Origin of the sequence: Halorussus vallis (assembly GCF_024138165.1) — an archaeon.
GTDB lineage: Archaea > Halobacteriota > Halobacteria > Halobacteriales > Haladaptataceae > Halorussus > Halorussus vallis.
This window is the reverse complement of the sequence record NZ_CP100000.1, coordinates 2,148,814-2,161,256: the sequence shown is the minus strand read 5'-3', so window position 1 is coordinate 2,161,256 and position 12,443 is coordinate 2,148,814. Positions and strand designations below refer to the sequence as shown.

General features: G+C 67.4%; 13 protein-coding genes and 1 pseudogene. 8 read left to right on the top strand and 6 right to left on the bottom strand.

Features of this window, described 5'->3' with window-relative positions; all coding sequences use genetic code 11:
• Positions 1–48 precede the first annotated feature (48 nt).
• The gene (sufU, locus tag NGM07_RS10940; protein ID WP_253511171.1) at positions 49–477 is read left to right on the top strand and encodes a Fe-S cluster assembly sulfur transfer protein SufU; all 429 of its coding nucleotides are present in this window, start codon (positions 49–51) and stop codon (positions 475–477) included.
• A 33-nt stretch (positions 478–510) separates the two neighbouring features.
• Here the strand turns inward: sufU and NGM07_RS10935 are convergent, their stop codons facing one another.
• The gene (locus NGM07_RS10935) at positions 511–1,509 is read right to left on the bottom strand and encodes an AI-2E family transporter (protein WP_253511169.1); all 999 of its coding nucleotides are present in this window, start codon (positions 1,507–1,509) and stop codon (positions 511–513) included.
• Positions 1,510–1,563: 54 nt separating this feature from the next.
• The gene (radA, locus tag NGM07_RS10930) at positions 1,564–2,595 is read right to left on the bottom strand and encodes a DNA repair and recombination protein RadA (RefSeq protein WP_253511166.1); all 1,032 of its coding nucleotides are present in this window, start codon (positions 2,593–2,595) and stop codon (positions 1,564–1,566) included.
• Between the two features lie 318 nt (positions 2,596–2,913).
• On the opposite strand from radA, the gene NGM07_RS10925 reads away from it, so the two are divergent.
• A complete protein-coding gene (locus NGM07_RS10925) occupies positions 2,914–4,002 on the top strand; it encodes an ATP-binding protein (RefSeq protein ID WP_253511164.1) in 1,089 nt (362 codons plus the stop codon).
• A gap of 139 nt (positions 4,003–4,141) precedes the next feature.
• Here NGM07_RS10925 and NGM07_RS25470 read toward each other — a convergent pair.
• From NGM07_RS25470 to pspAB, 3 genes and pseudogenes are all read right to left on the bottom strand, one after another.
• Positions 4,142–4,690, bottom strand: a pseudogene (locus tag NGM07_RS25470) (sensor histidine kinase); the annotation flags it as partial.
• On the bottom strand, positions 4,597–5,031 hold the full coding sequence (locus NGM07_RS25465) for a hypothetical protein (protein ID WP_368410290.1): 435 nt from the start codon (positions 5,029–5,031) through the stop codon (positions 4,597–4,599). The gene NGM07_RS25465 and the pseudogene NGM07_RS25470, both read right to left, overlap by 94 nt.
• 282 nt (positions 5,032–5,313) lie before the next feature.
• The gene (gene pspAB, locus NGM07_RS10915) at positions 5,314–5,919 is read right to left on the bottom strand and encodes a PspA-associated protein PspAB (RefSeq protein ID WP_253511159.1); all 606 of its coding nucleotides are present in this window, start codon (positions 5,917–5,919) and stop codon (positions 5,314–5,316) included.
• A gap of 90 nt (positions 5,920–6,009) precedes the next feature.
• Here pspAB and NGM07_RS10910 point away from each other — a divergent pair, with 90 nt between their 5' ends.
• Entirely contained in the window at positions 6,010–6,348 is a 339-nt protein-coding gene (locus NGM07_RS10910; RefSeq protein ID WP_253511157.1) for a DsrE family protein, read from the top strand.
• A 142-nt stretch (positions 6,349–6,490) separates the two neighbouring features.
• On the opposite strand, the gene htpX is transcribed toward NGM07_RS10910, so the two are convergent.
• On the bottom strand, positions 6,491–7,357 hold the full coding sequence (gene htpX / locus NGM07_RS10905) for a zinc metalloprotease HtpX (protein ID WP_253511154.1): 867 nt from the start codon (positions 7,355–7,357) through the stop codon (positions 6,491–6,493).
• A gap of 143 nt (positions 7,358–7,500) precedes the next feature.
• Here htpX and NGM07_RS10900 point away from each other — a divergent pair, with 143 nt between their 5' ends.
• From NGM07_RS10900 to NGM07_RS10880, 5 genes are all read left to right on the top strand, one after another.
• Positions 7,501–8,253 (top strand): CPBP family intramembrane glutamic endopeptidase, encoded by a 753-nt coding sequence (locus NGM07_RS10900; RefSeq protein ID WP_253511150.1) that lies wholly within the window; start codon positions 7,501–7,503, stop codon positions 8,251–8,253.
• Between the two features lie 84 nt (positions 8,254–8,337).
• Positions 8,338–9,234 carry an NAD-dependent epimerase/dehydratase family protein gene (locus tag NGM07_RS10895; RefSeq protein ID WP_253511147.1) on the top strand — a complete coding sequence of 299 codons (897 nt, stop codon included), beginning with the start codon at positions 8,338–8,340 and terminating at the stop codon, positions 9,232–9,234.
• Between the two features lie 119 nt (positions 9,235–9,353).
• Complete coding sequence (locus tag NGM07_RS10890; RefSeq protein WP_253511145.1) at positions 9,354–9,812, top strand: DUF2243 domain-containing protein; 459 nt, start codon at positions 9,354–9,356, stop codon at positions 9,810–9,812.
• A gap of 111 nt (positions 9,813–9,923) precedes the next feature.
• Positions 9,924–11,063, top strand: coding sequence for a 60S ribosomal export protein NMD3 (locus NGM07_RS10885; protein WP_253511143.1), 1,140 nt, complete (start codon positions 9,924–9,926; stop codon positions 11,061–11,063).
• Positions 11,060–12,130 (top strand): class I SAM-dependent methyltransferase, encoded by a 1,071-nt coding sequence (locus tag NGM07_RS10880; protein WP_253511140.1) that lies wholly within the window; start codon positions 11,060–11,062, stop codon positions 12,128–12,130. Before NGM07_RS10885 ends, NGM07_RS10880 begins: the two co-directional genes overlap by 4 nt.
• Positions 12,131–12,443 lie beyond the last annotated feature (313 nt).

Here is a 12,443-nt window from a genome sequence, read left to right as displayed (position 1 = left end):
TTTCTCGACGGAATCCTTTTACCGAACACTCGCCTAGCCCGAACCAAGATGACCATGGGCTCGGACATGTATCGCCAGCAGATTCTCGATCACTACAAGAACCCCCGCAACTACGGGGAACTGGACGAGAAGACCTACACTCACGCTGGCGAGAACCCGATGTGCGGCGACGAGATCGCCATCGACGTGAAACTCGACGAGGACGAAGAGACCATCGAACGCGTGGCGTTCCGCGGCGACGGTTGCGCCATCAGCCAGGCCAGCGCGAGCATGCTCTCCCAGAAGCTTCGAGGCATGTCGGTCGAGGAGATGGCCGAGATGGACCGCGACGACGTCATCGACATGCTCGGGGTGGACATCAGCCCGATGCGGGTGAAGTGCGCGGTGCTCGCCGAGAAGGTCGTCCAGGACGGCGCGGAGATCTACGAGGGCGAGAAGGAGTTGGATAAGACGACGACCGAAGAGGACGAGGACTGAACGCGGCGAACCGCTTTTCTCTCGGGCCCGCCCTCACCCCGCCAGGTCGTAGTAGTCGCTGAACACCTCGATGGTCGCCTTCGAGAGGCCGAGCAGTATCGGCCCGACGAACAGGCCGACGGCGCCGAAGAGGTAGGCCGCGCCGAACACGCCGAGCAGGACGGTGGCCGAGTGGAGCGACGACTCCTTGTCGACGACCAGCGCCCGAAGGTAGTCGTCGGTGATCGCGACCACGGTCATGCCGTAGACGACCATCAGCACGGCCGCGAGCGGTCGGCTCTGGGACAGCAGGTAGAGGGTCGCCCCGCCCAGCACGGGTGCGACGCCGATTATCGGCACCATCGCCAGAAACATCATCACGACCGTCCAGAAGATCGCGTCCGGAACGCCCGCGACGAACAGGCCGATTCCCGAGACGAACCCCTGGACGACGGCGACGAAGACGTGACCCTTCAGCACCGCCCAGGTGGTCCGCTCGGCCTCGGCGTACAGTTCGTCCTGGACCGAGCGGGGGAGCGGTGTGACGTGTTTCGCCCACCCGACGAACCGCTCGCCGTCCACGAGCAGGTAGTAGAGCAGGAACAACAGCAGGAGGCCGCCGAGGAAGGCGTGGAACCCCGACCGAACCAGCCGCGACGCCCGGTCGCCGACGGCGGCGGTGAACCGGTCGAGAAGCCCCCGAAGCGCGACCCCGATCTGGACGTCGACGCCGAGCGTTCGCCGGAGCAGTCGTTCGAGCGACCGGAACGCCGGGAGTTCCGCGACGCTCGTCGGCACGTCGCCGACCTGTTCGAGTGCGGTCCGGAGGGACAGACCGGTCGGCACGACGACGACCGCGATAGCGAGACAGACGAGCGCGAGCGCCGACGTTCGCGGGCCGACGCGGGGTTCCAGTCGCTCCTGGACCGGGTGGAGGACGAACGCCAGCAGTATCGCCGCGAGGACGTAGCTCAGGAAGGGTCGGACGACGAGCGCCGACAGCGCGACCAGAACGGCCGTGAGCACGACGGCGAAGCCGGTGCGTGCACGCATTCCCTACGAGGCTAGGGAGTGTCGGCGAAAAGGCTGCGGGCCGATGCGTTCCGACTACTCGGGCTTCAGACCGCCGTCCTGGACGCGCATGACCGCCTCGCCGTCGGCGAGGTTCGGCGCGTCGACCAGTCGGACGATGCGCTTGTCGCCCTTCGACTTGCGAAGGTAGATACGGAAGGTGGACTTGTGGCCCAGAATGTTGCCGCCGATGGGCTGGGTCGGGTCGCCGAAGAACGAGTCGGGGTTCGAGGCGACCTGGTTGGTCACCAGCACCGCGACGTTGTGGAGGTTGCCGACCTTGTCGAGGTCGTGGAGGTGTTTGTTGAGTTTCTGCTGGCGCTCGGCGAGTTCACCACGGCCGACGTACTCGGCGCGGAAGTGAGCGGTGAGCGAGTCGACGCAGAGGATGCGGACGGGCCACTCGCTCTCGGCGTGCTCGCTCGCGAGTTCCTGGGCCTTCTCGGCCAGCAGCATCTGGTGGTTGGAGTTGAACGCCTTCGCGACGTGGATCTTGTCGAGGAAGTCCTCGATCAGCAGTTCCATCGCCTCGTCGTCGTCGGGCGTGCCCTCGATCTCGCGCTCGTCCATCGCGGCCTGGAGCGACTCGTGGGGAAGGCCGCGGACCATGTCGTCGATGCGCTCGGGCCGGAACGTGTCCTCACTGTCGACGAAGATGGCGCTGCCGCCGAGGCCGCCGTGTTCGCGGGGAAGCTGGACGTTGACCGCGAGCTGGTGGGTGACCTGGGACTTGCCGGCACCGAACTCGCCGTACACCTCGGTGATCGACTGGGTTTCGACGCCGCCGCCGAGCAGGTCGTCGACTTCGTCGATCTTCCAGCTGAGCTTACCGATCTGCTCGCGGCGTTCGAGCACCGCGGAACCGGTTTCGAAGCCGCCGACGTCGGCGGCCTTCCGGGCGGCCTGGACGATGTCGGCGGCGGTCGACTCGCCGACGTCTGCGGTGTTGGAGAGTTCGCCGGGGCTGGCGACCGCGAGACTGGGATAGGAGTCGAAACCTGCTTCGTGGAGCTTCTCGGCCGTGGCGGGGCCGACGCCTGGGAGTTCTTCGAGGTCTTCGTCTGGCATCGTATTCCTGCCTTGTGCCCCTCCACATATAAATCCCCGTTAACACCAAAGTGAAAGTGAAACTGGCAGACTGAATGGGCCACGGCCGGCCGTCGAGACGAGTATATATACCGGAAAAGTGCGCCGCCGGGGCGAAAATGTCCGCTTAACTGAGTATCTCCGGACGGACCGTCCCGTCGGGTCGGATGTGTCGCGAATCAGATGGATTCTGTAGCTGCTCCCCGACATCGTTCCGAAACCGCCGGACGAAGTCTCTCCGGGCGCGCCCGGATACGCGAAACTTATGGTAGTTACTACGAAACGTCGGGACGAACGTCCATGGACCGCCCGTCTCTCGCCGCAGAAGACGCTCGCTCGGGGTTCGCCCCGTGGGCGGTGACCGGACTCGGCGTGCTCCTCTCGCTCGGCGCGATTTTGAACCTGGTCGAGGACCTCCAGTCGGACGGCATCCTCGCGCCGTCGGTCGTCGCGCTGGCGTTCGGACTCGTGCTCTCGGGGACGGTCGTCTACGCCGGCTACTGGCTCCGCGCGAGCGAACTCCCGGCCGCGAAGGAGTGGCGCGTCTTCTTCTGGTCGGTCGGCGGCCTGGCCACGATGCTCTGCATCCAGGGGTTCACCGTCGCCATCCGACTCGCGGAGGAACACGCCGTCGGCGAGGCCGCGTTCAGCCTGCTGTTCGCGGCCGACGCGGGCGCCATCGTCGGCTTCACGTCCGGCGTCCTCGTCGTCAGGGTCCGCCGAGAGGCGGCCGAGGTCAGGCGGGCCAGGGACGCCGTCTTCTTCCTGAACCGCCTGCTGCGCCACGACATCCTCAACGACCTCTCGGTGGTCCAGAGCCACGCCGCCATCCTCCGGGAACACGTCGACGCCGACGGCGCGGAGTGGCTGGACACTGTAGAGGCCCAGAGCAAGGACGCAACCGACCTGATTCGTTCCTCGCGGACCGTCACCCGGACCGTGCTGAACGAGGCCGACCTCGAACGCGTCGAACTCGCCGACCTCCTCGCGGCCGAACTCGAACGGGTCGGTTCGACGTTCGAGGCGGCGGAGTTCGACGCCGAGGTCCCGGACAACGCCTGCGTGGTCGCGAACGAAGCGCTCTCGCGGGTGTTCGGCAACCTGCTCTCGAACGCCGTCGAACACAACGACAGCGAGACGCCCCGGGTCGACCTCCGGGTCACGGAGGCCGCCGAGACGGTGACGGTCCGCGTCGCCGACAACGGACCGGGAATCCCCGACCCGGACAAGCCCGACGTCTTCGAGGCGGCCGACGGCGGCGACCACGGCTTCGGGCTATTTCTGGCCGACACGCTGGTGTCGTCCTACGGCGGCCGACTCTCGGTGCGCGACAACGACCCGCGGGGCGCCATCTTCGAGGTCGAACTCCCGCGGTGCGTCGAGAACTGAACTCCAGCGGCTCGCGTCGACTCGTCGTCACGGCGTCGAGACGGGGTGTCTCGCCGCCGGGCGAGACTCCGTCGACCGCCGTGAACTCGAAGCGCGCACCGCCGTCGGCGCCGTCCGTGACGCTGCAGTGCCAGCCGTACGCCTCGACCAGTTGAACGACGAACGTCAGCCCTATCCCGATTCCGTCGCGGTCCGTGGTGTGGCCGGCCTCGAAGACGGCCTCGCGCTCGTCTTCGGGGATACCCGGGCCGTCGTCTTCGACGTAGAATCCGTCCGAGAGCGCCCCGACGCGGACCGTCAGCCGGCCGTCGCCGTGCTCCGCCGCGTCTCCGTCGTTCTGGCGAGGGCTCGCGGAGCCGTGTTCTGCCGCGTTCTTAAACAGGTTCTCGAGCAGGTGCCGCAGGTGAATCGGGTCCGCGGTCACCGTCCGCTCGGTTTCGACGACGAGGTCTGCGCCCTCGACCGGCAGGTCGGCCCACGCCTCGGTCGCGACCGCGTCCAGCGAAACCGTCTCGCGGTCGGGCGAACCGCCAGTTCCGCGCGCGGTCACGAGGATGATCTCTATCATCTCCTCGACGCGTTCGAGCGCGGTCTTCACTTCCCCGAACGCGGCGTCGTCGCCCTCGGCGACTCGTTCGAGGTATATCTGGGCGATGGAGAGCGGGTTCTTGAGTTCGTGGGCGACCATCCGGGCGAACGAGTCCTGTCGGTCGTTCTGGCGTTCGAGGGTTCGGTTGTGCCGCTCGACCGCTCGTGCGTGCGTGATGGCGCGCGCGCGTCGTTCACGCCGACACCGAACCCGGCCGCGATTCCGAACGCGGTTCCGAGGGTGAACGACCACCGGGGATAGGCGATAGTCACCCCGGGTTCGAGGTTCAGCAGTTCGATTACGGCCAGCACCACGACGAACCCGGCCAGACACCAGGCGACGATTCGCGGATACGTGTCCGGGTCGATGGCGGTTTCCGACAGTCGAACGCCGCCGTACAGGACGATGAGGCCGGGGACGCCGACGAGCAGGAAATCCACGACCGCCGCCAGCGACGGCCGTCCCGTGGCCACGACGAAAAGTGCGCGCGCGGCCCCGACCGCGACGTAGGCGCCGCCCAGTCCGACGACGAGGCGTCTGCCGCCTGCCGCCCCGACGAGTCGGCGCCAGTGTTCACCGACACCCTCTCCCAGCCTTCGACCATCGTACTCGGACACGGTTCTCGGTGGGCGATACTGAACCGACCTGCGTGTAACTGAGGCTTGTTCGAACAACTCCCTTTAAATGCCGGCCGAAGTCCGTCCCGCCAAGTCGTCCCGAATTCACTCCCAGGGGTGGGCGCCGGGCGTGTCGGGCAACAGCGCGTACCAGTACTCCTTGTCCTTCTCTATCGAGAGTTCGCCGTCCAGGTTGCTCTCGAGTTTGAACTCCGCCTTCGAGTCGCGGTCACTCGTCCCCTTCGGCACCAGCGGGTAGTACGCCCCGCGGCGGAACGAGTACACCCAGTAGGCGAGCTGGTCGTCCTTCCGAAACGCGAACATCGCTCCGAGAAGCCGCGACCCGTAGTCGCGCTCGATGAGGGTGTCGGAGGCGAAGTGGATGCTGGTCACGAGGTCTTCGAAGTCCGAGTCGCAGAACACGATCCACGAGTAGCCGTAGTCGTCGACGAAGTCCTCGGTGCGGGTGCCCGTCTCCTCCTCGCCCACGTCGAGTATCTCGCGGACCTCCTCGACCACCGTCGAGAAGTCGGTGTTGTCGACCTCCGAGAAGAACAGCGCGGCGTCGCCGGTCGGTTCGTAGCCCAACTCCGCTTCCATCGTGATGTGAGCCGTGCTCATCCCGAAGAGGTCCTCGGGGTCGGCCTTCCGCGTGGCGTCGGCCTCCGCGCGGATGCCGAGCACCTCCCGCAGTCCGTCGAACAATCCCATGGGGCCGTCTACGCACCCGGCGACAAAAAGAGGCGGTACCGAAACCCGCCCGCCGACACGCAGACGGTGACCCGGACCGAAGACGCAACCGTGAACGTCGTACTCCACTTCAGCGGCGAACGCGGCGAACAGGACCACGCGGTGTCGAACGTCGAGAACCTGCTCGCGGACGACTCGACCGCGGTCGAGTCGTCCGCGCTCGTGGCGAACGGCGACGGCGTCGCCCTGCTGACAACCGACTCGACCGACCCCGAACGCGTCGAGGCCCTGGCGGAGAACGGCGTCTCGCTACTCGCGTGCCGGAACAGCCTCGACTCCCGGGGCGTGGACGAGTCGGACCTCCTCGACGGTATCGAGACGGTGCCCACGGGCGTGGGCGAACTCGCGAAGTTGCAGGCCGACGGCTACGCGTACGTCAAGATTCCCTGAACCGGGGGCTCGATTGTCCGTGGTGCGAGTCGCGACGCGGCGCGTCGCGACTCGCACCACGGAACTGACACCCGAAAGAACAGCGCACGGTTCGTATTCGGTCGAATCGGCTCGACCGAGCCGATTCGACCCGCGTCCCCGCTCAGGCCGACTCCATCTCGCGTTCGAGGTCGCGCAGGCGCTCGACCCGCGCTTCGGTGCTCGGGTGGGTGCTGAAGATTTTCCCGATGAAGTCGCCCTTCAGGGGGATGATGAAGAACGCGTTCATCTCCGACTTCTCGCGGAGGTCCCGCTTGGGGACCTTGTCCATCCGGCCGTCGATGGTCATCAGCGCCGACGCCAGCGCCGAGGGCTTGCCGGTGATGCTCGCGCCGCCGCGGTCGGCCGCGAACTCGCGGTAGCGGCTGAGCGTCCGGATGAGCAGGAAGCTGACGATCCAGACGACCAGCGAGGCGAGGATGGCGACCCACACCTGCGGGCTGTCGTCGTCGCCGCCGCCGAACCACCAGCCCCACCGGACCACGAGGAACGCGAGGGTCGAGAGGAACGACGCGATGGTCATCACCATCACGTCGCGGTTCTTGACGTGGGCGAGTTCGTGGGCCAGCACGCCCTCCAGTTCGTCGCTGTCGAGGGTGTTGAGCAGGCCGGTCGTCACGCAGACCGCCGAACTCTTCTGGGAGCGCCCGGTGGCGAACGCGTTCGGGACGCGACTGTCCGAGACGGCGACCGTCGGCTTGGGCAGGTCGGCCTGCTGGCTCAGTCGACCGACCATCCGGTGGAGTTCGGGGTACTCCTGTTCGCTGACCTCGTGTGCGCCCATGCTCCACAGCGTAATCCTGTCGCTGAAGAAGAACTGGGCGAGCGAGAACGCGCCCATTATCAGTACGAGGGAGAGTATCTGGACGAACTGCGAGAGGACGCCGATGAACACGATGTACAGCGCGAACAGCAGGAACATCGTCAGCGCCATCCGCCCGCGAAGTCCCCAGTCTGCCTTCCACTTCATGGGCGTCCGTAGGGTCTCAGCCGGTTTAAACGTTCGTCGTGTTTCGCGCCTCGTCGAACCCCGCGCCCCGCCGAATCCGGCCCTCGCGGCGCGGTCGGCCGCCCGGCAATCTATTTGTCGTCTCGCGTTGTCACTTCTCCGTGATGTCACACTCCGCGGCCAGTCCGCTCCGGCGGGTCGGCGTCGCCACCGGCCTCACCGTGCTGGGAATCGTCCTGGGCGTCCTGCTGTCGATTCCGGCTATCGTGGTGTCGCTCGACGCGCTCACGCAGTTCGTCGCCGCGCTCGTCCTCCAGGAACTGGGCTTCGTCGCCGCCGCGCTCGTCTTCCTCCGGGCGACCAGTCACGGGTTCGACTACCTCAACGTCCGCTCGCCGACCGGTCGCGCGCTCGGTTTCGTCGTCGGCGGGACCGTCGCGCTGTTCGTCTTCCGCCTCGTCGCCATCCTGACCGCCCAGGCGCTCGGCCTCCCGCTGGCCGGCAACTCGGTGACGCAACTGGCCGAGGAGGGCTACCTAACCACGCTGCTGGCGCTGGTCCCGCTGTCGATTCTGGTCGTCGGCCCCGCCGAGGAACTGCTGTTTCGCGGCGTCATCCAGCGGTACCTCGACGACGCGATTTCGACGCTACCCGCGATACTCATCTCGAGCGTCCTGTTCGCACTCGTCCACATCCCGACGACCGTCATCGCCACGCCGAACCCGGTGGCGGTGGGCGTGACGCTGGTCATCCTGTTCGGCCTGTCGATTCTGCTGGGCTACCTCTACGTCTGGACCGAGAACCTGGTGGTGCCGATTCTGGTCCACGGCCTCTACGACGCGCTCATCTTCGCGCTGGCGTACTGGGCACTCTCCTCGGGGCTGGTGGAGATGTCCGCCGGAACCGGCTTCTGGTAGCGATTCTCCCGATTTCCGTGGCGTGCCTCGCGGAGTCTTTCCGCGACGCCCACCTTTTACCCCGATGCCCTCGAATCCCGGCGCATGCCAGGAACCGTCGTCGTCACGGGCGGTCTCGGTCGCTCCGGCCGCTGGATAGCCGGCCACCTCGCTGACGAGGGGTGGCGAGTCGTCTGCGTCGACCGGAGCCACCCCGGTTGGGAGGTAGACGCCCGCGAGAACCTCGATTTCCGCGCCGCTGATCTCACGAACCGCGGGGAGGCGCTGGACCTGCTGGCCGACCTCGACCCCGACGCGGTGGTCCACTGGGCCGCCCTCCCCTCGCCGACCCGCCACGCGGGCGGCCGGGTGTTCGAAACCAACGTGCTGGCGGCGTACAACGTCCTCGTGGGCGCGGGCCGTGCTGGCGCCCGAATCGCCTGGGCCTCCAGCGAGAGCGCCTACGGCTTCGCGTTCGCCGAGGAGAAGCGTCTGCCCGCCTACCTCCCGATTCGGGAGGCCCACTCGCTACGACCCGAGGACCCCTACGGCACCTCGAAGGTGGTCGGCGAGGAGGTCGGGAATATGGTCGCGCGCCGGTACGGCGTCCCCGTCGCCTCCGTCCGCCCGTCGTGGATACAGTACCCCGGCGAGTACGCGTGCGTCGACGCCCGCGAGGATCTCGCGGCGGGCGCGGGCAACTTCTGGTCGTACGTCGACGTCCGCGACGTGGCCGGTATCGTCTTGGCCGCGCTGGAAGCCGACTTCTCCGGCCACGAACCGTTCCACGCCGCCGCGGCCGACAACTACCTCGAACGGCCCATTGAGGACGCGCTCCGGGAGTTCTTCGGCGAGGTGCCCGACGACTCGAACGTCTCGGGCGACGACGCGGCGCTGTCGGTGGCGAAGGCCCGCGAGGTGCTCGACTGGGAACCCGAGCACTCGTGGCGCGAGGCGGCCGACGAGGACGTGGCGGGACCGGAACTGGTCCGGAGCGAGTAAGCGAAACCCGAAAGCCTCGCCGGCCTAGGCGAATCGGCCGCGGCCGATTCGCCTAGGCCGGCGAGTTCTCCAGTTTGCCGGGCCACCGAGGATTTCCGCGTTCCGGTCGAACGCCGCGTATGAGCGCTCGAACCGGCGGCGAGCGGACCGTCCTGCTCGGCGCGGGCGTCTTCGGCTTCGGCGCCGGCGCGCTGTTGGACGTCCTGCTCTTCCACCTCGTTCTCCAGTGGCACCACCTGCTCTCGGACTTCTTCACGCCGAACACCCTCTCGGGCCTCCGGACGAACATCTACTACGACGGCCTGTTCTCGCTCGCGATGGTCGGCGTGATGACCGTCGGGATGGCGGTCGTCTGGCGCGAACTGAACGGGTCGGCGGCGTCGCACTCGGCACTCCGTGCGTTCGGGGCGGTTCTCGTCGGCGCGGGCCTGTTCAACGTCTTCGACGGCACCGTCGACCACTACGTGCTGGGCATCCACGACGTGGTCCACGGCACGCAGGCGTTCAACCCGCACTGGGTCGGCGCGAGTCTGTTGCTTCTGGGCGTCGGCATCCTGGTCGCGACGAGGGACTCGTAGTCGGCGGACTCACCTCCTTCGTTCGACGCCGCCGAATTCTCGGCCGTCGCGCAGTTTCGCGGGCGTCTACGCTTCTACAGACTTAAAAGTGAGAACGACCTAGGCTCGTCCATGACAACCGAAGCCCGCGAGTTCTGCCCGAACTGCGGGGACCCCATCGAAACCGACCTCGCGGAGCGCGAGGCGCTCCCTGACGCGGTCGGCAAACGCGGCAAGGAGCGAAAGCTCTGCGACGCGTGCTACTTCGACCGCTTCGACCTCGTGGACGCGCCCGACCGCATCGAGGTCCGCGTCTGCGCCCAGTGCGGCGCCGTCTACCGCGGTAACCGCTGGGTCGACGTCGACGCCCAGGACTACACCGACGTCGCCATCGAGGAGGTCAGCAACGCGCTCGGCGTCCACCTCGACGCCCGCGACGTCTCCTGGCAGGTCGAACCCGAGCAGATCGACCAGAACACCATCCGGATGCACTGTCACTTCTCGGGCATCGTCCGGGACACCTTCGTCGAGGAGGAGGTGATGGTGCCGGTGATGATTTCCAGACAGACCTGCACGCGGTGCGGTCGTATCGCCGGCGACTACTACGCCAGCATCGTCCAGGTCCGGGCGCGGGACCGCGACCCGACCCCCGAGGAGGTCGAGCGCGCCGACGTCATCGCCCACGACATCGTCGCCGATATGGAGGCGACCGGCGACCGCGACGCCTTCGTCACCGAGTCGAAGGAGACCGACGACGGCATCGACATCAAGATCTCGACCTCCAACATCGGCAAGAAGATCGCCGCCAAGATGGTCGAGGAGTTCGGCGGTAGCTACTCCGACTCCGAGACGCTGGTCACCGAGGACGAGGACGGCAACGAGGTCTACCGGGTGACCTACGCAGTCCGCCTGCCGCCGTACGCGCCGGGCGAGATAATCGACCCCGAGGACGGCGACGGCCCCGTCGTCGTCCGGAGCGTCCGCGGCAACCTGAAGGGAACTCGCCTCACCACCGGCGAGCAGTACGAGGCCTCCTTCGAGGAGGGCGACGCGCCCGAGGCGCGCCGCCTGGGCTATCTGGAGGACGCCGAGGAGACCACCCTCGTGACGGTGGAGGACGAGCGCGCGGTGCAGGTCCTCGACCCCGAGACGTACCAGGCCAAGACCATCGCCCGCCCCGACTACATGGACCCCGAGGCCGAGACGGTGCCGGTGCTGAAGAGTCGCGCGGGCCTCCACGTCGTGCCGGACGACGGCGACGGAGACGAATGAGCGAACGCGACGTCCCGCTGGCCGCCGTCGTCCCGAAACCCGACAGCGAAATTCTCGCCGACTCCCTGCGCGCGGAGGGTGTCTACGACGACTCCCGGCGGGTCCGGGAGTACGACGCCGAGTCGGTCGCGCTCCCCGTGACCGAACCGCCCGAGGAAACCGCGGTGCTGTTCGTGGTCGAGCAGGTCGACCCCGAGCGCCGACTGTCGGACCTCGACTCGCACCTCCGCGAGCGCGGGTGGGCCGACGAGGACGTCGAGCGCGCGCCGAAGTCGTGGGCGGTCGTGGGGAGCGTCGTCCTGGTGGCGTTCGACGGCGACCTCGACGCGGCAGAGCGCGAGGAGGTCGGCGAGGCGCTACTCGACCTCCACGGCGAGGCCGACACGGTGCTTTCCCGTGGCGGCGTCTCGGGCGAACACCGCGAACCCGACGTGTCGGTCGTCGCGGGCGCGGGCGACACCGAGACGGTCCACGTCGAACACGGCACCCGGTACGCGCTCGACTTCTCGGAGGTGATGTTCTCGCCGGGCAACAAGACCGAACGCGCCCGGATGGGCGAGGTCGTCGAACCCGGCGAGCGCGTCCTCGACATGTTCGCCGGCATCGGCTACTTCGCGCTTCCGATGGCCCGGGCCGGCGCGGAGGTCACGGCGGTCGAGAAGAACCCGGCGGCGTTCCGCTATCTGATAGAGAACGCGATGCTCAACGACATCGCCGACCGCGTGAACGCCTTCCGGGCCGACTGCCGGGAGGTCGAAATCGACCCGAAGGTCGACCGGGTCGTGATGGGCTACTACGATGCTTCCGAGCCACGCTCGGAAGACAGTCGGGCTTCGTCCGACGCTTCCTACGAGTACCTCGACGCCGCCCTTGACGCGCTGGAACCCGGCGGTGTCGTCCACCTCCACGAAACGACGCCCGAGAAACGCCTCTGGGACCGACCGATTTCGCGGCTTCGCGAGGCTGCGAGCGAGCGCGGGCGGGAAGTCGAGGTGCTCGACCGCCGGAAGGTCAAGAGTCACAGCGAGGGCGTCTGGCACGTCGTGGTGGACGCGCGGGTGGAGTAGTCGGCGGCTTCGACGGTCGCGTCCGTCGGTGTCGGAACGCGCTTCCGACAGAACTCGCGGTCGCTCGGCGAACGGGCGGACTTCCGATTCTTCGCGCCGACCCAAACCGTTATCTCGGTCGAATCACTCGCACGAGATATGGACTCGAAGGTACGACAGAAGCTCATCTCGCTGTTCTTCGTCCTGCTGATGATCAGTTCGGGCGTCGCCTACGCCGCCTCGTTCATCTGACGGCGGAATCTCGACGACTCCCGCGCGAAATCGCGGTCGCGCAGACGAATCTGCGCGACCGACTCGCTTACCTCGGCAGGCT

What these genes read in the sequence shown, in the direction of transcription:
- radA (WP_253511166.1), bottom strand. Translation starts at nt 2,595, where the DNA reads ATGCCAGACGAAGACCTCGAAGAACTCCCAGGCGTCGGCCCCGCCACG.
- NGM07_RS10885 (WP_253511143.1), top strand. Translation starts at nt 9,924, where the DNA reads ATGACAACCGAAGCCCGCGAGTTCTGCCCGAACTGCGGGGACCCCATC.
- htpX (WP_253511154.1), bottom strand. Translation starts at nt 7,357, where the DNA reads ATGAAGTGGAAGGCAGACTGGGGACTTCGCGGGCGGATGGCGCTGACG.
- NGM07_RS10880 (WP_253511140.1), top strand. Translation starts at nt 11,060, where the DNA reads ATGAGCGAACGCGACGTCCCGCTGGCCGCCGTCGTCCCGAAACCCGAC.
- NGM07_RS10925 (WP_253511164.1), top strand. Translation starts at nt 2,914, where the DNA reads ATGGACCGCCCGTCTCTCGCCGCAGAAGACGCTCGCTCGGGGTTCGCC.
- NGM07_RS10895 (WP_253511147.1), top strand. Translation starts at nt 8,338, where the DNA reads ATGCCAGGAACCGTCGTCGTCACGGGCGGTCTCGGTCGCTCCGGCCGC.
- NGM07_RS10890 (WP_253511145.1), top strand. Translation starts at nt 9,354, where the DNA reads ATGAGCGCTCGAACCGGCGGCGAGCGGACCGTCCTGCTCGGCGCGGGC.
- NGM07_RS10900 (WP_253511150.1), top strand. Translation starts at nt 7,501, where the DNA reads ATGTCACACTCCGCGGCCAGTCCGCTCCGGCGGGTCGGCGTCGCCACC.
- sufU (WP_253511171.1), top strand. Translation starts at nt 49, where the DNA reads ATGACCATGGGCTCGGACATGTATCGCCAGCAGATTCTCGATCACTAC.
- NGM07_RS10935 (WP_253511169.1), bottom strand. Translation starts at nt 1,509, where the DNA reads ATGCGTGCACGCACCGGCTTCGCCGTCGTGCTCACGGCCGTTCTGGTC.
- pspAB (WP_253511159.1), bottom strand. Translation starts at nt 5,919, where the DNA reads ATGGGATTGTTCGACGGACTGCGGGAGGTGCTCGGCATCCGCGCGGAG.